Raw genomic sequence first — 18,495 nt, forward strand, 5'->3', positions numbered from 1 at the left:
TTCGTCGATTCGCTCTAAATCCGCACGCCAAGCAGGCCGTCGATCGCGGCTGCGAGGATGCCGTCGTGATCCCCCTGAGCCTTATCGATCACCTCGAGCGCGGCAGGCGTGTCCAGGTCGTTGGCCAGGGCTTTTCGCAGCTTATCGACGCCCTCCTCCACGTCCTCCCGCGCCACCTCGCGCTGCAAGCGCTCACGCCAAGAGGCCAGACGCTCCTGCGCGGCATTGAGGGCCTCATACGAGAAGTCGCGGTCGGCGCGGTAGTGTCCACCGAATACTGCAAGGCGGATCGCGGACGGGTCGTAGCCCTCGCCACTCAGCTTGTGCACAAAGACCAGGTTGCCGAGCGACTTCGACATCTTCACACCGTCGAGCGCGATCATGCCGGTGTGGACGTAGTGGCCTGCCATGCGCGCGACGTTGTTGGCGGCCTCAGCGTGCGCCGCGGAGAACTCGTGGTGCGGAAAGGCGAGGTCGTTACCGCCGCCTTGGATGGCAAAGTGCTCGCCCAAGCGGTTCGTCGCAATCGCGGAGCACTCCACGTGCCAGCCGGGGCGGCCTGGGCCGAACGGGGATTCCCACGCCGGCTCCCCCTCGCGGTGGCCACGCCACAACAGCGCGTCCAGCGGGTCGCGCTTGCCTTCGCGGTCGGGGTCGCCGCCGCGCTCCGCGAAGTACGAAAGCATCGTCTCGCGGTCCAGGTTGGACTCGTAGCCGAACTGCTCGGTGGCGGTAATCGGCGCGTAGATGTCACCGTGGTCGAGCTCGTAGGCGGCGCCGGAATCGAGGAGTTTTTGCACCATCACCACGATCTCATCAACGGCCTCCATCGCGCCCACGTAATCCTGTGGCGGGAGGACGGAAAGGACCTCCATGTCCGAGCGGAAGAGGTCGATCTGGCTGGTGCCCAGCTCGCGCCAGTCCACCCCGTCGCGCTCGGCGCGCTCGAACAGCGGGTCGTCCACGTCCGTGATGTTCTGGACGTAGTGCACGTCGTGGCCGTTGGCCAGCAGCTGCCGGTACACCAGGTCGAAGGTGAGGTAGGTCGCCGCGTGGCCGAGGTGCGTGGAATCGTACGGCGTAATGCCGCAGACGTACATCCCCACCCGCTCACCGGAGGTGTCGACCGGTTTGACCACCTGGTCCGCGGTGTCGAACAGGTGCAGCGGAACAGGTGTTCCGGCAACGGACGGGACTTCGGGCACGGGCCAGGATTGCATGGCGGCAAGCCTACAGGCTGTTCTTAATAGGGCTGCATCACGCCAGTTGCGAGAAGCAGCATCACGATAAGCCCCAGCGGGATGCGGTAGGCGGCGAACCACGCGAACGAGTGGTTGGAGACGAACTTCAAAAGCCAGGCGATTGAGATGTAGCCCAGCACGAACGCGACGCCGGAGCCGACGAGCAGCTGCATGCCGGAGGCCGCTTGCCCTGCCTGCGGGTCAAAGGCGTCGGGTAGTGAGAACAGGCCGGAGGCGAGCACCGCGGGGATGGCGAGCAGGAAGGAAAAGCGCGTCGCCACCTCTCGGTCGAGGTCACGGAACAGGCCGCCCGAGATGGTGCCGCCGGAGCGAGAGACACCCGGGATCAGCGCGAGGCACTGCCACAAGCCCATAGCCACCGCGTCCTTCATCGTCAGCTCGTCGAACCCGCGGGTCTTCTTCCCCACCCGCTCGGCGAGGATGAACACGAAGGAAAACAGGATGAGCACCGTGGCGGTGATCCAGAGGTTGCGGAAGTTCTCGCGGATGAGATCTTTCAGCAGCACGCCCGCGAGGCCCACCGGGATAGTGCCGACGATGACCATCCACCCCATGCGGTAGTCGCGCCCCCGCTTTTCCGGGTTGGCCAAACCGGTGAACCAGCCGGTGAGGATCTGCCAAATGTCTTTGGCAAAGAAAACCAGCACGGCGAGCTCGGTGCCGAGCTGGATCACCGCGGTGAAACTCGCGCCGGCGTCCTCGCCCCAGAACAGCTCCGAGACGATGCGCAGGTGGCCGGATGAGGACACTGGGAGGAACTCGGTCAGGCCCTGCACGATGGACAGGACGACGACTTGGAGCCACGTCATGGTTTCAGTCACGGCATGCAACACTACTCTGGGGGCTGTGAAGAACTCGCGCACACGCAACGCCGCAGCAATCCTCGGATCACTGATGGTGCTTTCCGCCGCCGCGTGCGGCAAACCCACCGATATCGTCGACGAGCTCGCCGTGGACATGGGTAACGCCACCCCGGTCGAGTCCCCTGCCGCAGCGAACCCGGACGGGCGCGTCATCGATTTTGAGCCGGTGCGCGACTTAGACACCACCGAGGGCCTCGTTGGCGTGCGCACCGGCGATGCGCTGACGATCGGCTCTCCGGCAGAGCTGGGAAGCGGTGAAGCCACCCGCTACGAGCTTTCCCCCGAGTGCGGGGATGCGTCCGCCAACGCCGGCACGTTTTCGGTTGCGTGCGGAAACGTCGTTCGACTCTTCAGTGCGGGCGGCGAAGATAGCGTGCAGGTGGAAGTGCCGGTGACGGCGGCGACGGTGGCGACCTCTGGTGAGGTGCTCGTCGGCAGCGACACCGAGCGCACCGTGTGGGTGTACCGGGACGGCGAAATGGTGAAGAAGATCCCGGTGGCGCGCGAGACCGACCAGATTCAGGCAGTCGCGGTTGAGGGCCAGCCAGACACTGTGGTGCGCACCAGCCGCTTCGACACCACAATCCAGGACCTTGACTGGGCTGGAGGGCGACAGGGCGGCACTCTCCGCGTCGGGCTCGGCGTGGGCAAGATCGCCGCTGGCGAGGACGGGCTTGTGCTCGCCGCCGACGCCACCGGTTCGCAGCTGTTGGTCTACACCTCCGACGACATCATCCGCCTGCACCAGATGGCGCCGGTGGCCGAAGGCCCGTGGGACGTGACCTGGGACCGCACGCACCGCCTTGCGTGGGTGTCGTCGACCGCGGGCAACGTTGCTGCCGGGTACGACATCTCCCGCGGCGTGCCGCGCGAGTTGGTCAAGGTGGAGACGGTTGCTGATCCGCAAAGCATTGTTTCGCTTGACGACGGCAGCCTCATCATCGCCTCCGCCACAGGCGGAGGACTGCAATTTGTTGACGCCGCGGACATCGTGGCAAAGAGTAAGGAGTGAGCACGGTGACGTTGTACGACAAGGCTTTGAAGGTGATGTTCCGGATCCCCCCGGAACAGATCCACGGCATCATGTCCGTGGCCTTGGGCCTGTTGAACGTGGCCAAACCGTTAAACCGCGCAATGGAAAAGGTGGTGCGTGTCCACGATCCGGTGCTCGAGCAGGAGCTGTTCGGCGTCCACTTCCCCGCGCCGCTGGGGCTTGCGGCGGGCTTCGATAAGAACGCCACCGCGGTTGACGCGTGGGGCGCGATCGGCTTCGGTTACGCCGAATTAGGCACCGTGACTCCGAAGCCGCAACCCGGCAACCCTGCCCCGCGCCTGTACCGCCTGCCCGCGGACAAGGCGATTTTGAACCGCATGGGCTTCAACAACGACGGAGCGCTCACCGTCGCGGAGAACCTTAAGGGCCGTCGCTCAAGCGACGTGGTGGGCATCAACATTGGCAAGAACAAGACCCAGACCGACGCGGTGGCAGATTACCGCGCTGGCGCCACGCTGCTCGGCCCGCTGGCGGATTACGTCGTGGTGAACGTTTCCTCCCCCAACACCCCGGGTCTTCGCGATCTGCAGGCCGCTGACGAACTGCGCCCGATCTTGGGCGCGGTCAAGGACGCCACCGACACCCCCGTGCTGGTGAAGATCGCGCCCGACCTGTCGAACGAGGACATTGACGCGGTCGCCGACCTTGCCGTGGAGCTGGGGCTTGACGGCATCGTCGCCACGAATACCACCATCTCACGCGATCACCTCACCACCCCTGCCGACGAAGTGGCCGCGATGGGCGCAGGCGGCATCTCCGGAGCGCCGCTTAATGACCGAGCTCTTGAGGTGCTCGAGCGCCTCCACGGCCGCGTCGGCGGCAAGCTCGTCCTCGTCAGCTCCGGCGGCATCATGAACGCCGAGCAGGCGTGGGAGCGCATCGCTGCGGGCGCCAACCTGCTGCAGGGCTACACCCCGTTCATCTACGGCGGCCCGGGTTGGATCTACAACGTGCACAAGGGCCTTGCGCAGCAGGTGAAGTGCCACGGCTTGAACAATATCGCCGACGCTGTCGGCAGCGGGCTCACCTGGAAAAACGCCTAAGGATCAGCGCGCACAACAGCGCGCCGACTCCCCAGAGCACGAGCCACATCGTCGGTGCCACAGTGAGCACTGTGTTCGGCAGGAGCATGCCGATTGCCAATAGCGCGACAGCGCTGCCCAGCGCGATTAGCTGCGATCGCGAGCCGGGCTGCGACGTGTTCGATGTGGCGAACGCGCCGAAGATAACCGAGGCTGCGACGATCGCGACGAAGCGCGAGGTGATGTCGAACACCGCCTCGCCGCGCATGACCGCGAGAAACGCGAAGATGAACAACACCACGGCGGTGGCGATGAACGCCCCGCCGACGCGAAGTTGAATCGGTGCCATTCGCTAGAACTTACTCGTTCTCGAACCATCCCCAGGTGATGGCGCGGCCGAGCGTGTGGAAGTACAGGTTGAACCCGAGCTGGGTGGGGTTCGCGATCTCTTCCGGATCGAACTCGGTGTCCACGGCGTGGACGGCGTACAGGTAGCGGTGCGGGCCGTGGCCGGCCGGAGGGTTCGCGCCGTAGTACCCCTTTACCCCCGAGTCCCCCGCGAGCACCACGGCACCGACGCCGTGGCCGTCTTCCGACCCAGCGCCAGCCGGCAACTCGGTCACGTCTGCCGGGATGTTGAACGCCGACCAGTGCCAGAAACCGGAGGCCGTCGGCGCGTCCGGGTCGAAGCACGTCACAGCAATGGTCTTGGTGCCCTCCGGGACACCGGACCACGTGAGTTGGGGGCTCACCGCGCTGTCGCCGGTGAGTTTCTCCGGCAATTTCTCGCCGTCGGCGATGTCGTCGGAGCTCAGCTCGAACGCCGGGACGTCCTTCAGGGGCGCGTACGGGTCGGGTCCAGGGAAACGGTCTGAAACGTAAGAAGCAGTCATGGCTTCACTCTACCTGGAGCACGCATCACTCATTCTGAACTGGGGATTTGGTACTCCCACACGGCCGCCCTATAGTTATGCGAGTGCCCGGCCGAAAGGCCGAACAAACACCCAAAGCCCGGGTGGCGGAATGGCAGACGCGCTAGCTTGAGGTGCTAGTGTCCTATTAACGGACGTGGGGGTTCAAGTCCCCCCTCGGGCACAATGTGACCGGCGTTGTACGTGATTTGGACGTAGAACGCCGGTTTCGTCTGTGGTGAGGAAGGTGCGGCAAGATGCAGCGGTTGGGCGTCCGCCGAATCGTGTTGCTCGTGTGCCTAGCCGCCGCGTTCATCGCCGCTTGGGTGCTGCTCGAGGTGCCTCCGCTGGCGGTGATGCGGCAATGGGCGGAGGCCGCCGGCGCCTGGTTCCCGGTGCTGTTTTGGCTGTTGTACGTGGTGGTCACCCAGTTCCCGCTCCCCCGCACCATCATGACGGTCTCCGCCGGCATTCTGTTCGGCACGGTCGCCGGTATCGCCATCGCCATCACCGCCACGACCGTTTCCGCGGTGATCTCCCTTGTCCTGGTCCGGTTTCTGTTCCGCGACTTCGTCGCACCGCAGCTTACCCACCCCGCGGTTGAGACTGTTAACCAGCGCCTCGAGCGACGCGGCTGGGCTGCCGTTGCGAGCCTGCGCATGGTGGCGTTTATCCCCTTTTCCGTGATGAACTACGCCGCCGCGCTGACCCGCGTGCCGGTGCTCCCCTTCGCGGCTGCCACCTTCGTTGGCTCCTTGCCCGGCACGGTTATCACGGTGCTGTTCGGTGACACCCTCACCGGTGAGGCCAACCCTGCGGTAGTTGTGCTGACAGTGGTGCTCACGCTGGTAGGGCTTTCGGGCTTGCTTATCGACGCCCGCGTGCCCCTCGACGGCTACACTCAATCGACATGATTGGCGTGCACGCAAGGTACCGAGGACGCGACAAGCGGCGGGCCGAGGTCGTCGCACGCTCCGCGGAGGCGCTCGCCACGCTTCCGGGCGTGTCCCCCTTCGAGGTGGTGGGTGTAGAAGACATCCGCGCCGACGTGGACACCCCCGAGCACGCGCTCAATCTCGTGATGGCGCTGCTGTCGGACGGCGACTGGGCCATCGGGTTGGGCATTACGTCCCACGGCCGCGGCGTGCACGCCGCGAGTGATGCGGTAGGAACCCGCCCCGCGCAAGTGAAGGTGAACGTGGACACCCGCCACCCGGGTACCGCAGCCGACGACATTGCTGCGGCGTTCGCGCTTGTGGGACACGTGCTGCACAAGCGCACCTTCGAGGGGCGCGAAGCGACGGCGCTCGTGCGCAGCGGCATGAACCAGAACGAGGCGGCGCAGGCGCTCGGCATCTCGAAGCAGGCGATGAGCCAGCGCCTGCAGGCCGCTGGCTGGCAGGCGGAGCAGGCCGGGTGGCAGCTCGCGCTGAACTTGATTACTCGGGCTGAGGCAGATCGAGCCGACGGCTGACCTGCTCGATTTCCTTTACCGGCGCCGGCTCCGGCGCCGGGGTCTGGGTCGGGTCTGGCGCGTCGACGTGCTTGTTGGCAACCGCCCGCGCCTCGGCGAGCGCCTTTGCTAGCTCCGGGTCAGTGGAGGTGTCGAACCACTCCTCAGGGTTTTCCTCGCCGGCCATCTCGCGGGTTTGCTCGTCCACGCGCTCAGCTTCGTAGCGGAACACCCCGTCCTGGTCTTGTTTGGCAAAAGCCTTGGCGAACTGCTCCAGCGAGTTGCCGAACTGGGACGGAATAAGCCACATCGTCGCCGCCTCGTTGCCGGCGATCTTCGGCAGCTGGTCGAGATACTGGTAGGCGAGCAGCTCCGGAGTGACGCCGGAGGACTTAATTGCGGCGTTGACCTTCTGGATCGCCTTCGCCTCGCCCTGCGCCTCCAAGTACTTCGCGGCGCGCTCACCCTCGGCGCGCAGGATCATGGCCTGACGCTCCGCCTCCGCGTTGAGGATCGCGGCGTGCTTCTCGCCCTCCGCGGACAGGATTCGGGCCTGCTTCTCACCTTCTGCGGTCTTAATGTCTGACTCGCGCTTACCCTCTGCCGTGAGAATCATGGCGCGCTTCTCACGATCCGCCTTCATCTGCATCTCCATGGACTGCTGGATGGACGGTGGCGGATCAATGGCCTTCAGCTCGACTCGGCTAATGCGCAGGCCCCACTTGGCAGTGGCGGCGTCCAGCTCTCCGCGCAGGCGGCGGTTGATGGTTTCACGGGAGGTCAGCGTCTCCTCCAGCGTCATGCCGCCGACCACGTCGCGCAGCGTGGCCACCGAGATCTGCTCCACGCCGACCAAGTAGTTGTCCACGCCGTAGATGGCCTTGGCTGGGTCGTTGATCTGGAACGTCACCACCGTGTCAATCGCCACGGTGAGGTTGTCCTGGGTGATCACAGCCTGCGGCGGGAAGGACACCACCCGCTCGCGGGTGTCCACGCGGGCGCGCACGCGGTCGATGTAGGGCACGAGAAGCGTCAGCCCGCCTGAGACGGTGCGCGTGTAGCGGCCGAGCCGCTCAATGACGGCGGCTTCGCCCTGCGGGATCAGCTTCACGGAAGCGAACAGCAGAGAGACGACAAGGATAAGGACGACGACCAATATGATTGCGGGACCCATCGATTACTTCTCCTTCCACACGACGGCGACGGGGCCGTCAATCGCAGATACGGTAACACGTTCGCCGGACGCTAGGGTTTCGCCTGGATCGAGGCAGCGGGCGGACCACAACGACCCGTCGATAAGCACCTGCCCCCTGCTGCCTGACACCTCTTCAACCACCTGGGCTGGCGAGCCGACCAGCGCACGCGGCGACTCGTCGTAGACCGGCGGGGTGTCGAGGCGGCGGCGCAGGTACGGGCGCAGGAAGAACCAGAAACCGGCGGAGGTGACAGCGAAGACGACGACCTCCGCTGTCAACGAGATGCCGGCGAGCGCAGCCGCCGCCGTGGTGAGCGCACCTGCGGCGAGCATGAGCAGCGTCAGCTCGCCAACGGCAAGCTCGAGCGCGGCGAGTAAACCTGCGGCCGCGAACCACACCAAAGCACCCATGCCCAAAACGTTACACGGTGCTACTACATCTCCAGGTCGCTCTTCGAAAGTTCCGGAGTGGTGACGAAATCGACTAGCCGCTCCACCGCGCCGATGAGCGTGGAATCCAGGTCGCGGAAGGTGGCAACCGAGCTGTAGACCCGGTGCCACCCCTCCTTCGGGTCCGACCACCCAAGGCGCCGGCACACGCCCGTTTTCCAGTCCTCGCCGCGCGGCACCTCCGGCCAAGCCCGGATGCCCACGCTCGCTGGCTTCACCGCAGCCCAAATGTCGATGTACGGGTGGCCGGTGACAAGGACGTGCTCCCCGACATCGGCGACGAGGCGCGCCTCTTTTGTTCCCTCAATCAGGTGGTCCGCCAGCACCCCGATGCGGGCATCGGGGCCGGGGCCGAACTCCGCAAGCCGGGCGGGGAGGTTGTCCAAGCCCTCGAGGTACTCGACGACAACGCCCTCAACCCGCAGGTCGTGGCCCCACACCTTCTCCACAATCGCGGCGTCGTGGATGCCCTCCACCCAGATCCGGGACGGGAGCGCCACCTTCGCCTTGACGTTCTCGACTTTCCGCGAGCCGGAGTTAGACCGTTTCGGCCCCTCCTCCTTCGGCGGCAACCACCTCGTCAGCGTGACGCGGTTGCCTTCCAAAAGGAACGCGCCGGGCAGCATCTTGAACAGCCTTTGCACGCCGCGCCGGTCCTCTAACCGCACGAAATCGCCGTCGTAGGTCCGCTCAAATCCGACGACTGCGCCGACGAACTCGTCGCCGACAATCTCGACCACAATCCCCGGCTCCGCAGGGACCTGCGGGTAGGTGGGTCTGCGGTTGCGCTCGTGGCCGTGAAAAATGTCCATATCGGCGATCAAGTCTATCCGCTACAATCGCGCGAATGCAGACGCGCGCCGAAGTGTATTCTCCGCTCCAGAACACCGCTGTGTGGCTGGCCGCATGGCTCTATAACGTGGAGTCGACAGACGACACGGTGCAGGCGATCACCGACCTCGGCGGCCGGCACAGCTACCAGGATTTCGGCGTCGAGCCGCTGCTCGCCCGGCTGCGGGCCACCGCGGCGCTTGATTCCCCCGGGCCCGTGATCCGCCTGCTGCTGTGGGGGCCGGGTCAGGCTGCCGGCTTGCGCCCCGGCAGCCCTGCCTACGAGGCGCTGACCCCCGCGGGTGCGGTAGCCGTGCTCGACAGGGGCGGGTTGGCGCACGTGCTCGTGCCCGAGTACTCGCCCCGCGGCGTGTCGTGGCGCTGGTTCGAGGAGAGCGAGCGGCTGCCGGAACCCGAATGGCTTTCCCCGGGCGAAGCCGACGCGCTGTTGTCCCGGGCGACGAACGAGGCTGCCGATCTGATCGAGGCCGCCGGCGGCTCGCGGAAGGACCTTCCGAACCCGCGGCTTGCCGTGGGGTCATTGGCCGACTTCTACGACACCCCGGGACTTCCCGCCGGCGTCACCCCGCGCGCCGCGAAACTGTTCGCCAGGGCCGACCGGGTGGCGGCGACTATTGAAACGGTGACTGACCGCCTCGAGGACCACACTTTCGACCCCCAGCTGTTCGCTCTGTGGCGCCACATCCGCACTGCGCGCATGGCGGGCGTGGCGGAAGCGGTCATGGACTACGCCCGCGAGTACGCGGCGAGCTAGCGGCGCAGGTTAGCCGCGGGCGGGGCGGCGCACCGGCTCGCAGCAGTGCGGGCTGCACGGCGAGCCGTTAACGGTGCACCCCTGCACCGTCACGGTCGAAAGCGTCTGGGGCTCGGTGCCCTGGGCGACGCATTCGGCGATGTCCACGATCATCTGAGCGAACGCCGGTTCAAGCCCGACTGTGTCGACGCGTTCCAGCGCAACGCCCCGCGCCTCGCACGCCTGGCGAAGTTCGGTGTCGAGATCCCAAACCACCTCCATGTGGTCGGTGATGAACCCGATAGGTACGCAAACCAAGGTGTCGAAGTGCTCCTGGTTGTCAAGCTCTTCAAGGCGGTCGACCACATCCGGCTCGAGCCACGGCGTGGCTGGGTTACCCGAGCGCGACTGCCACACCACTTCGTAGGTGCCAACGCCCGCGGCCTCTGCGACCAACCGCGACGCTTCTGCGACTTGGCGGGAGTACAGGTGCTCGTCGCCGGGCCCGCCAGCCGCGGTGTCGGCGGCAGTGGGGACAGAGTGCGCTGTGAACAGCACACGCGCGGAGCCTTCCTGCTTATCGACGGCCCCTTTCACCTTCCCAGCCATCAACTCAATAAAAGTTGGGTGTCCGTAGAACTGCCAGAGCTTGGTGTAGTCGATCTGCGGGGTGACCTCGCGCAGACGCTGAATGTCCTCGTCGTACTGCCGGCACGCCGAATAGCCGCCCCACGCGCTGGTGGCGAGGACCAGCACGTTTGTCCGGCCGTCGTCCTCAAGCTGCTTCGCGGTGTCTTCGGCAAACGGGTGCCAGTTGCGGTTTCCGAAGTAGACGGGCAGGTCGTGACCGCGGCCGGCGAGCTCTGCCTCGATGTTGCGGATCAACTCGCGGTTCTGCCCGTTGATCGGGCTGACACCGCCGAAGTGGAAGTAGTGCTCGCCCACCTGCGCCAGACGCTCGCGGGGAATGCCCCGCCCGCGGGTCACATTCTCAAGAAACGGGATAACCTCGTCTTCTCCCTCGGGGCCGCCGAAAGAAAGGACGAGGAGTGCGTCATAACCAGAAAGCGCCATAAATGGTCATTCTAAAGCAGCCGGACTGCCTTAGGAGACATATTCGCCCAACGCACAGGCACCACGGAAACATTCTGGCCGGACTGCGGCGCCTCGATCATCATGCCGTCGCCGAGGTAGATCGCCACGTGCTGGGAGCCGCCGGGACCCCAGAACAAGAGGTCGCCGCGCTGCGCTGAGGAGGGGTCGATCTGCGTGCCCCGCTGGTACTGGTAGCCGGTGTAGTGCGGCAGCGAAACGCCCGCGCCCGCGTACGCGTAGAGCACAAGTCCCGAGCAGTCGAAACCCTTCACCGAGCCGCCGTTAAGGCCAGTGGTCGGGCCGTTCGCGTCTCCGCCGCCCCACACGTACGGGGTGCCGACCATGGACATGGCGCGGGCAATCGCGGTCTCGACACCGGAAGAGTTCGCCGGTGCGACAGTTTCACGGATGGTCTCAGTCACTGTCTCCGGCGTGACCACCTTCGGCAGCGCGCTGATCAACGTCTCCGTCGGGGTCTCGTTGGAGCCGGCGACACCTACACCGGATTGAAAACCGCCGGCGAAGGCAGAGACGATCTCGGCTGCGGAGTAACCAGAGACGTTCGCACCGGAGCTCAATGAACCGAGCGCGGGTGCCGCGTACGGGTCAGCGAACGTGGCGTGCGGAGCCTGGGAGTAGCCCACCAGCGCGGAGGCTGCAGCGATGCTGGAAGCCTGCTCCACTGTGTCTTCCGGCGAATCCTCGCGAAGGGTTTCGGCGGTGGCTACCGCAGCAGCGACATCGTCCTCGCTGGGCGCCGGGGCATCCGGCGCGAGCTCCGCCACGCGTTCCTGCACGGCCTCGATGATCTCAGGCGCAACCTCGGCCTCCTCGGGACGCGTCTCATCCGCGTCCGTCTCATCGGCCTGCCCCTTGTCCGCCTGCGCCTCGTCCGCGTTATCGGCCTCTGGCCTCACCTCTGCGAGAGAATCCTGGGCGTCGGCGAGATCTGCTTGCGCTGCCTCCAACTCGGCAGCCCGGGCCTCCAGTGCTGCAGTGGTCTCCTCCAGCAGTTGCTGCGCCTCGGACTGTGAGACTTCGGCATCCCCGGCCGCGGCGTCGGCCAGCTGCGCCGCCTCGCGGGCCAGCGAGGCCTCGTTCGCAGCCTGGATACGAGCCTGCTCCACGGCCTCGAGAGCGGACTGCTTCTCCGCGGTGCGTTGGCGCAGGAACCGGGCCCGCTCGAGCGCGTCCTTCTGGCCGTTCTTTCCCCCGAGGTGCTGCAGCGGAGCGGATTGACCCGCGGAACGGTATTGCGACCTCGTGATCTCGTCGAGATCAGCACGGGCCCGCTTGACTTCCGCCTCGGCTTCCGCGAGCCGCTGCTCCGCAGTCTCAACACCGCGCCGGGCCTGCTCAGCCCGCGCCTGCTTATCGCGCAAGTCAACCAGTGCGCGGTTCACGCTTTCCTGGATAGCGCCAATGTCGAGCGCAGCCTCGTCGACGCCCGCCTGGGCGCGAGACACGGCAGCTACCAGGTCGGCAGTGGACTGCGTCGACTCCTGGGCTGCGGCGAACGGCGACAGCGACAAGGTAACGGCACTAGCGACCGTTGCCGCGATGGTCCGCGGGTGGGCGGGGCGAAAACGCCGCACGGATGTGACCACGAGGGTGCTCCTCACAGCGCACGCCAAAGCAGGCGTGCCCAACTGCGTCCGCGACGCCCGCGCGTGACTAGCGCACCGGCAACGGGACAGGGCTTGCGCCTTGACGTGCGTCTTCAAAGTTGACTACTGATGCGCGGATCGTGAATCGGCGGCAAGCGCAACGGCGCGAGAGTTTTTCAGTACTTGGCGTGCTTCCCCACATGCCCGAACTGCGTAGGCGGCACGCTTGACTAGAGCGTGCTGCCGATGAAACTCAAGTGCCTTGCATAGACTTGCGCCGACCCACGAGCCGACATACGCACCTTACGTCACGAAATCATCTCGATTCGCTTTCAATCTCTTCAGTCACAGCAGTCAAGGCAGTTCCACTGACGGTTCCTGGGGCTGACCTGCTGGTTCCATTGTTAGAAAGAAGCGGTGTGACAATCGTCACACCGCAGTGGTGCTGGAGCAGCTGTTTGAAACGTCAGCCCTAGTGGCTTGACCTTCTGGTCGCGGCGACTGTCGCAGCGATAATGAGCGCGACTGCGACCGTCACCGCGACAGCAAACGCGCCCCAGGGAACGCTGAACGCGCTCGACGCCGCGTAGAAATCGGCCAAACCGGCAACTGGATCCTGCTGTGCGGCCATCGCGCGCTGACCTTCCTCAACCTCTGCGCGCGAAAGGGTGTCGCTCACCCCGATCGCAACGTGGGGGGTGCGCACAATCACGGTGTCGAGCCCGGTCTCGTTGGCCAAGTCTTGCGCGAGATCGCGCAGTTGCGGCACGTGCTCCGGGGTGTGGTCGAGCAGGACGATCCCGGTAGCGCTATCAAGCACCTGCCCCATCGCCTCGCGGACCTGTGCCGACCCTTCCTCCTCACGGCCGAAAGCGGCCCCAGAGGCGCGGAGCTGGTCGGCGAGTGTTGCGAAGTTGGCGTAGATATCGGTCATGGCGAAGACACACTCTAATCGGAATCCAAAAACATTACGGGCGTACTGTTAGTATGGCAGTGGAACTGTGGCGCCTGGCTTAGAATTGACGGTTGACCGCCACGGGTCGCACAACCCATAAACGATGAGAATTGGAGCTCATAATGGCTGAAAGCAAGAACTCCTTCAACGCCAAGAAGACGCTCGAGGTCGGCGATAAGTCGTACGACTACTACGCGCTCGACGCAGTCGAAGGCATGGAGAAGCTTCCGTACTCGCTGAAGGTTCTGGGCGAGAACCTCCTTCGCACCGAGGATGGCAAGAACGTCACCGCTGACCACATCAACGCGATCGCGAACTGGGATCCGTCGGCAGAGCCTTCGATCGAGATCCAGTTCACCCCGGCTCGCGTGCTGATGCAGGACTTCACCGGTGTGCCGTGTGTTGTCGACCTGGCCACCATGCGCGAGGCCGTGTCCTCTCTCGGCGGCAACCCGGATCAGGTGAACCCGCTCAACCCGGCCGAGATGGTGATCGACCACTCCGTGATCATCGAGGCGTTCGGCTCCAAGGACGCCGAGGCGAAGAACGTCGAGATCGAGTACCAGCGCAACGAGGAGCGCTACCAGTTCCTGCGCTGGGGCGCCGAGAACTTCTCCAACTTCCGCGTTGTTCCTCCGGGCACCGGCATCGTCCACCAGGTCAACATCGAGTACCTCTCCCGCGTGGTCTTCGACAACGAGGGCGTCGCCTACCCGGACACCTGCATCGGCACCGACTCCCACACCACGATGGAAAACGGCCTGGGCATCCTCGGCTGGGGCGTCGGCGGCATCGAGGCCGAGGCCGCCATGCTCGGCCAGCCGGTGTCCATGCTCATCCCGCGCGTCGTCGGTTTTAAGCTCACCGGCGAGATCCCGGCCGGCGTGACCGCAACCGACGTGGTGCTGACCATCACCGAAATGCTGCGCGAGCACGGCGTGGTGCAGAAGTTCGTCGAGTTCTACGGCAACGGCGTCAAGCAGATCCCGCTGGCCAACCGCGCAACGATCGGCAACATGAGCCCGGAGTTCGGCTCCACCTGCGCCATCTTCCCGATCGACGAGGAGACCATCAACTACCTCCACCTGACCGGCCGTTCCCAGGAGGACATCGACCGCGTCGAGGCGTACGCAAAAGCTCAGGGCATGTGGCTCGAGCAGGACGCAGCCGAGGCGGAGTACTCCGAGTACCTCGAGCTCGACCTGTCCACTGTGGTGCCGTCCATCGCCGGCCCGAAGCGCCCGCAGGACCGCATCCTGTTGTCCGAGGCGAAGGACACCTTCCGCACGCAGCTTCCGGACTACAACACCGCAGGCGAGGGCACCGCTGAGCCGGTCCGCGCGACGAAGGTCGACACCGTCTCCTACAACGAGTCGTGGCCGGGCAACGGCGAGTCCGCGGCGGCTGGCGCAGAGGGCCGCGCGTCCAAGCCGGTGATCGTGGAGTCCCCGCAGGGCGGCGAGTACACGATCGACCACGGCATGGTGGCGATCGCCGCGATCACCTCCTGCACCAACACCTCCAACCCGTCGGTCATGGTGGGCGCTGCGCTGCTCGCGCGCAAGGCCGCTGAGAAGGGCCTGAAGTCCAAGCCGTGGGTCAAGACCATCATGGCTCCGGGCTCCCAGGTCGTCGACGGCTACTACGAGCGCGCCGACCTGTGGAAGGACCTCGAGGCCGTCGGCTTCTACCTCACCGGCTTCGGCTGCGCCTCCTGCATCGGTAACTCCGGCCCGCTGCCGAGCGAGATCTCTGAGGCGATCAACGAGTACGACCTCACCGCGACCGCAGTGCTGTCCGGTAACCGCAACTTCGAGGGCCGCATCTCCCCCGACGTGAAGATGAACTACCTCGCGTCCCCGCTGCTGGTTATCGCCTACGCAATCGCCGGCACCATGGACTTCGACTTCGAGACCCAGCCGCTGGGCCAGGACCAGGACGGCAACGACGTGTTCCTGAAGGACGTGTGGCCGTCCACCGAGGAGATCGAGTCCACCATCGCGTCCACCATCTCCCGCGAGATGTACGAGGCGGACTACGCCGACGTGTTCAAGGGCGACGAGCAGTGGCAGGGCCTCGACATCCCGCAGGGCAAGACCTTCGACTGGAGCGAGGACTCCACCTACATCCGCAAGGCTCCGTACTTCGACGGCATGCCGGAGGAGCCGGAGGCAGTGTCCGACATCGAGGGCGCTCGCGTGCTGGCGAAGCTGGGCGACTCGGTGACCACCGACCACATCTCCCCCGCTTCCTCCATTAAGCCGGGCACCCCGGCTGCTGACTACCTCGACGCCAACGGTGTTGCGCGCCAGGACTACAACTCCTTCGGCTCCCGCCGCGGTAACCACGAGGTCATGGTCCGAGGCACTTTCGCAAACATCCGCCTGCGCAACGAGCTGGTGGACGAGCAGGGCGGCTACACCCGCGACTTCACCCAGGAAGGTGCGCCGCAGGCGTTCATCTACGACGCTGCGATGAACTACGAGAAGGCCGGCATCCCGCTGGTCGTCCTCGCGGGCAAGGAGTACGGCACCGGCTCCTCGCGCGACTGGGCCGCGAAGGGCACCAACCTGCTTGGTGTTCGCGCCGTCATCGCCGAGTCCTTCGAGCGCATCCACCGCTCCAACCTGATCGGTATGGGCGTTCTACCGCTGCAGTTCCCGGAGGGTGAGTCCCACGCCTCCCTGGGCCTGGACGGCACGGAGACCTTCGCAATCTCCGGCATCACCGCCTTCAACGAGGGCGACGAAATCCCGCGCACCGTCCACGTCACCGCGACGAAGAACGGCGGCGAGGCTGTCGAGTTCGACGCTGTGGTTCGCGTCGACACGCCGGGTGAGGCTGAGTACTACCGCAACGGCGGCATTCTCCAGTACGTCCTGCGCCAGATGGTGAAGAGCTAGTACCAAACCCCTATTTAGGGCCACTCGGTGGGTATTCACCGGGTGGCCTTTTAGGTGCCGTCGACAAGCAAGAAAGCCCTTTTACATATGCCGATTGTCAGCGAATCCGAGCTTGCCCGCAGGCGGCAGGAGATTATCGACGCCGCGCGCGTCTGCTTCGCCCGCTACGGGTTTGAGGGAGCGACCGTGGCGAGGCTGGAGCAGGCAACCGGCAAAACGCGGGGGGCAATCTTCCACCACTTCGGTGATAAAGAATCGCTGTTCCTCGCGATTGTCAGCGAGGACGCGGAGCGCCAGGCCGAGGTGGTGTCGCAGCGCGGCCTTGTTGAGGTGATGCGCGAGATGCTGCGCCACCCCGACGAGCACGACTGGTACGTGACCAGGAGTGAGATTGTGCGGAAGCTGCGCACCGACCCCGATTTTGAGGGGCGCTGGCGCGAGCACCAAGAGGTGCTTGACCGCGCGGTGCGTCAGCGTCTGGAGTCGAACGATCAGGTGCGCCACGACGTCGACCTGAGTGTGGTGCAGACCTACCTCGAGACCGTGCTGGAAGGGTTCATCGTGAGGCTGGCAGCCGGCGAGCCGGCGGAGCAGCTGGAAGCGATGCTGGACGTCGTGGAGCAGTCTGTGCGCGGCTGAAAGCTGGGAGGCTTATCGACGGCCCCAATTCCGAGAAAGTAGACCAAGCGGTATAGAATGTTCCGCATGGCTCAGCTGCTCTTTCTCTCCCTCCGCGACGGCGACATCGGTCCCGACGTGGCGCGCGCGGAGTACCGCGACGCGCTTCACGCCTCCGGCCTGGCGGAGGTGGAGATGGAGCACCGCGTGCTCGACACACCCTCGGCAGCGATTGGTTCTCTGGAAAACGTCAGCGGCGTGATCGTGGGCGGGAGCTCCCTGAACGTGACCAACGCTGAGGCGGGGCGCGGCTACAGCGCTTACCAGCAGCACATTCACTCCCAGCTCGCGCAGCTGGTCGAGACTGGGGTCCCAGTGTTTTTCGTGTGCTTCGGGCTGTCGTGGCTCGTGCACAACGCCGGCGGCGAGATCAGGCACAGCCACGCTGAAGATTCCGGCCCCACGACCGTGAACGTGACGGCAGCCGGGCGCGAGGACGTGCTGCTCGCGGCGGCGCCAGCGACATTTACGGCGCTGACCGGCCACACGGAGAACCCGGAGACTGCGGGTGGCCTGCCCGACTCGTTGACGGTCCTAGCCACCGGCCCCGGCGGGATGGTGCAGATCGTGCGCTATCGCGACAACGTGTGGGCGACGCAGTTCCACGCCGAGATGGACGCCGACGCGATGCGCACCCGGATGGACTTCTACCACGACTACGGCTACTTCGCTGCGGAGGATTACGCCCGCATCGTGGCCGATCTGCCCAACCACGACGTCGCCGCGGCGAACGGGCTGCTGCGCAGTTTCGTTGGTTACTGCGCGTCCTCGAGCGCGCTGGCTGGCTGCTCGCCGTCCTCAAACTCGTAGGGGTTCTCCGGGAACGGCTCCCCGCGGTTTACGGCTGCGGCGATGACTTCGGCCACGAGCTCGCGCGAGGTTTTCGAACCTTCGGGCATATCTCCGTTGATGTGGGCGAGACCGTTGGAGGGTGCGTCGGTAAGCGCCGTGGGCCCCAGGATCTGGTTCGGGAACTCCGCCTGGAGCAGGCGCTTGTCGACGGCCTTCTTACTCTCCACATACGCGTACCACGACCCGCCGTCGTCGTCCGTGCTGGCGTGAGCAGCGCCGGCGTAGGAGACGTTGACAAGGAACGGGGCGTACTCCCCCAGCTCCTCGAGCGCGTCGATCATTGTCAGGGCAGCGTCGCGGTCCACCGCGTAGGTCTTCTCCGCGCTGCCGCCGCCGGCGCCGGCGGACCACACCACCGTGTCGAACGGAGTGAGCAAGCGCGCCCACCCCTCCTGGTCGAGCTGCGTGAGGTCCTGAACGATCACGGCGGCACCCGCCTCCGAAAGGCGCGGGGCGTGGTCTGGGTTGTGCACCAGCGCGGCGACCTTGTGGCCCGCCTCAACAAGCATCGGCACGGTGTGGCGCGAAACGTTGCCGCCAGCTCCCAGGACGAGAACATAGGAGGCAGTCGGGGCGTCGTTTTCTGGATGTGTCATGGGCCCCACCGTAC

General features: G+C 65.6%; 19 protein-coding genes and 1 tRNA gene. 9 read left to right on the forward strand and 11 right to left on the reverse strand.

Translation table 11 applies throughout. The features are described from left to right. Window positions 1–14: 14 nt before the first annotated feature. Both mshC and V6D40_RS00385 read right to left on the reverse strand, forming a co-directional pair. The gene (mshC, locus tag V6D40_RS00380; RefSeq protein ID WP_334265054.1) at window positions 15–1,220 is read right to left on the reverse strand and encodes a cysteine--1-D-myo-inosityl 2-amino-2-deoxy-alpha-D-glucopyranoside ligase; all 1,206 of its coding nucleotides are present in this window, start codon (window positions 1,218–1,220) and stop codon (window positions 15–17) included. 23 nt (window positions 1,221–1,243) lie between these two features. Beyond that, entirely contained in the window at window positions 1,244–2,071 is an 828-nt protein-coding gene (locus tag V6D40_RS00385; RefSeq protein ID WP_334288636.1) for an undecaprenyl-diphosphate phosphatase, read from the reverse strand. Window positions 2,072–2,108: 37 nt separating this feature from the next. Between V6D40_RS00385 and V6D40_RS00390 the strand changes: the two genes are divergently transcribed. Then, window positions 2,109–3,137, forward strand: coding sequence for a hypothetical protein (locus tag V6D40_RS00390; protein ID WP_334265055.1), 1,029 nt, complete (start codon window positions 2,109–2,111; stop codon window positions 3,135–3,137). A gap of 5 nt (window positions 3,138–3,142) precedes the next feature. Continuing rightward, complete coding sequence (locus V6D40_RS00395) at window positions 3,143–4,222, forward strand: quinone-dependent dihydroorotate dehydrogenase (RefSeq protein WP_334265056.1); 1,080 nt, start codon at window positions 3,143–3,145, stop codon at window positions 4,220–4,222. Here the strand turns inward: V6D40_RS00395 and V6D40_RS00400 are convergent. Then, window positions 4,203–4,550 (reverse strand): hypothetical protein, encoded by a 348-nt coding sequence (locus tag V6D40_RS00400; protein ID WP_334265057.1) that lies wholly within the window; start codon window positions 4,548–4,550, stop codon window positions 4,203–4,205. The genes V6D40_RS00395 and V6D40_RS00400 overlap by 20 nt on opposite strands. A gap of 10 nt (window positions 4,551–4,560) precedes the next feature. After that, complete coding sequence (locus V6D40_RS00405; protein WP_334265058.1) at window positions 4,561–5,094, reverse strand: YbhB/YbcL family Raf kinase inhibitor-like protein; 534 nt, start codon at window positions 5,092–5,094, stop codon at window positions 4,561–4,563. Window positions 5,095–5,210: 116 nt separating this feature from the next. On the opposite strand from V6D40_RS00405, the gene V6D40_RS00410 reads away from it, so the two are divergent. The 3 genes from V6D40_RS00410 (at window position 5,211) to V6D40_RS00420 (ending at window position 6,586) form a co-directional block, all read left to right on the forward strand. Further along, a tRNA-Leu gene (locus tag V6D40_RS00410) sits at window positions 5,211–5,296 on the forward strand. A 73-nt stretch (window positions 5,297–5,369) separates the two neighbouring features. Continuing rightward, entirely contained in the window at window positions 5,370–6,026 is a 657-nt protein-coding gene (locus V6D40_RS00415; protein WP_334265059.1) for a TVP38/TMEM64 family protein, read from the forward strand. Next, window positions 6,023–6,586 carry a MarR family transcriptional regulator gene (locus V6D40_RS00420; RefSeq protein WP_334265060.1) on the forward strand — a complete coding sequence of 188 codons (564 nt, stop codon included), beginning with the start codon at window positions 6,023–6,025 and terminating at the stop codon, window positions 6,584–6,586. Before V6D40_RS00415 ends, V6D40_RS00420 begins: the two co-directional genes overlap by 4 nt. On the opposite strand, the gene V6D40_RS00425 is transcribed toward V6D40_RS00420, so the two are convergent. Genes V6D40_RS00425 through V6D40_RS00435 form a run of 3 tightly spaced genes read right to left on the reverse strand, consistent with a single transcriptional unit; the run spans window position 6,552 to window position 9,022 of the window. Continuing rightward, window positions 6,552–7,739, reverse strand: a complete 1,188-nt coding sequence (locus tag V6D40_RS00425; protein ID WP_334265061.1) for an SPFH domain-containing protein — start codon at window positions 7,737–7,739, stop codon at window positions 6,552–6,554. The genes V6D40_RS00420 and V6D40_RS00425 overlap by 35 nt on opposite strands. A gap of 3 nt (window positions 7,740–7,742) precedes the next feature. Continuing rightward, window positions 7,743–8,171: an NfeD family protein gene (locus V6D40_RS00430; RefSeq protein ID WP_334265062.1), complete on the reverse strand. Its 429-nt coding sequence runs from the start codon at window positions 8,169–8,171 to the stop codon at window positions 7,743–7,745. Between the two features lie 23 nt (window positions 8,172–8,194). After that, the gene (locus V6D40_RS00435; RefSeq protein ID WP_334265063.1) at window positions 8,195–9,022 is read right to left on the reverse strand and encodes a DUF3097 domain-containing protein; all 828 of its coding nucleotides are present in this window, start codon (window positions 9,020–9,022) and stop codon (window positions 8,195–8,197) included. A 35-nt stretch (window positions 9,023–9,057) separates the two neighbouring features. Between V6D40_RS00435 and V6D40_RS00440 the strand changes: the two genes are divergently transcribed. Beyond that, entirely contained in the window at window positions 9,058–9,816 is a 759-nt protein-coding gene (locus V6D40_RS00440; RefSeq protein ID WP_334265064.1) for a hypothetical protein, read from the forward strand. 9 nt (window positions 9,817–9,825) lie between these two features. Here V6D40_RS00440 and V6D40_RS00445 read toward each other — a convergent pair whose 3' ends face one another. The 3 genes from V6D40_RS00445 to V6D40_RS00455 form a co-directional block, all read right to left on the reverse strand. Then, complete coding sequence (locus tag V6D40_RS00445; RefSeq protein ID WP_334265065.1) at window positions 9,826–10,869, reverse strand: ferrochelatase; 1,044 nt, start codon at window positions 10,867–10,869, stop codon at window positions 9,826–9,828. 11 nt (window positions 10,870–10,880) lie between these two features. Further along, window positions 10,881–12,497, reverse strand: a complete 1,617-nt coding sequence (locus tag V6D40_RS00450) for an NlpC/P60 family protein (protein ID WP_334265066.1) — start codon at window positions 12,495–12,497, stop codon at window positions 10,881–10,883. A 472-nt stretch (window positions 12,498–12,969) separates the two neighbouring features. After that, window positions 12,970–13,431: an Rv1476 family membrane protein gene (locus V6D40_RS00455; RefSeq protein ID WP_334265067.1), complete on the reverse strand. Its 462-nt coding sequence runs from the start codon at window positions 13,429–13,431 to the stop codon at window positions 12,970–12,972. 143 nt (window positions 13,432–13,574) lie between these two features. Here V6D40_RS00455 and acnA point away from each other — a divergent pair, with 143 nt between their 5' ends. The 3 genes from acnA (at window position 13,575) to V6D40_RS00470 (ending at window position 17,843) form a co-directional block, all read left to right on the forward strand. Further along, the gene (gene acnA / locus V6D40_RS00460) at window positions 13,575–16,355 is read left to right on the forward strand and encodes an aconitate hydratase AcnA (protein WP_334265068.1); all 2,781 of its coding nucleotides are present in this window, start codon (window positions 13,575–13,577) and stop codon (window positions 16,353–16,355) included. Between the two features lie 87 nt (window positions 16,356–16,442). Beyond that, window positions 16,443–16,994: a TetR/AcrR family transcriptional regulator gene (locus tag V6D40_RS00465; protein ID WP_334265069.1), complete on the forward strand. Its 552-nt coding sequence runs from the start codon at window positions 16,443–16,445 to the stop codon at window positions 16,992–16,994. A 66-nt stretch (window positions 16,995–17,060) separates the two neighbouring features. Next, window positions 17,061–17,843: a glutamine amidotransferase-related protein gene (locus V6D40_RS00470; RefSeq protein ID WP_334265070.1), complete on the forward strand. Its 783-nt coding sequence runs from the start codon at window positions 17,061–17,063 to the stop codon at window positions 17,841–17,843. Here V6D40_RS00470 and V6D40_RS00475 read toward each other — a convergent pair. Then, a complete protein-coding gene (locus tag V6D40_RS00475) occupies window positions 17,789–18,481 on the reverse strand; it encodes an NAD(P)H-binding protein (RefSeq protein WP_334265071.1) in 693 nt (230 codons plus the stop codon). The two genes, V6D40_RS00470 and V6D40_RS00475, sit on opposite strands and share 55 nt — an antisense overlap. Between the last annotated feature and the right edge of the window lie 14 nt (window positions 18,482–18,495).

It is taken from the genome of Corynebacterium sp. Marseille-Q4381, from assembly GCF_036881695.1.
Classification (GTDB): domain Bacteria; phylum Actinomycetota; class Actinomycetes; order Mycobacteriales; family Mycobacteriaceae; genus Corynebacterium.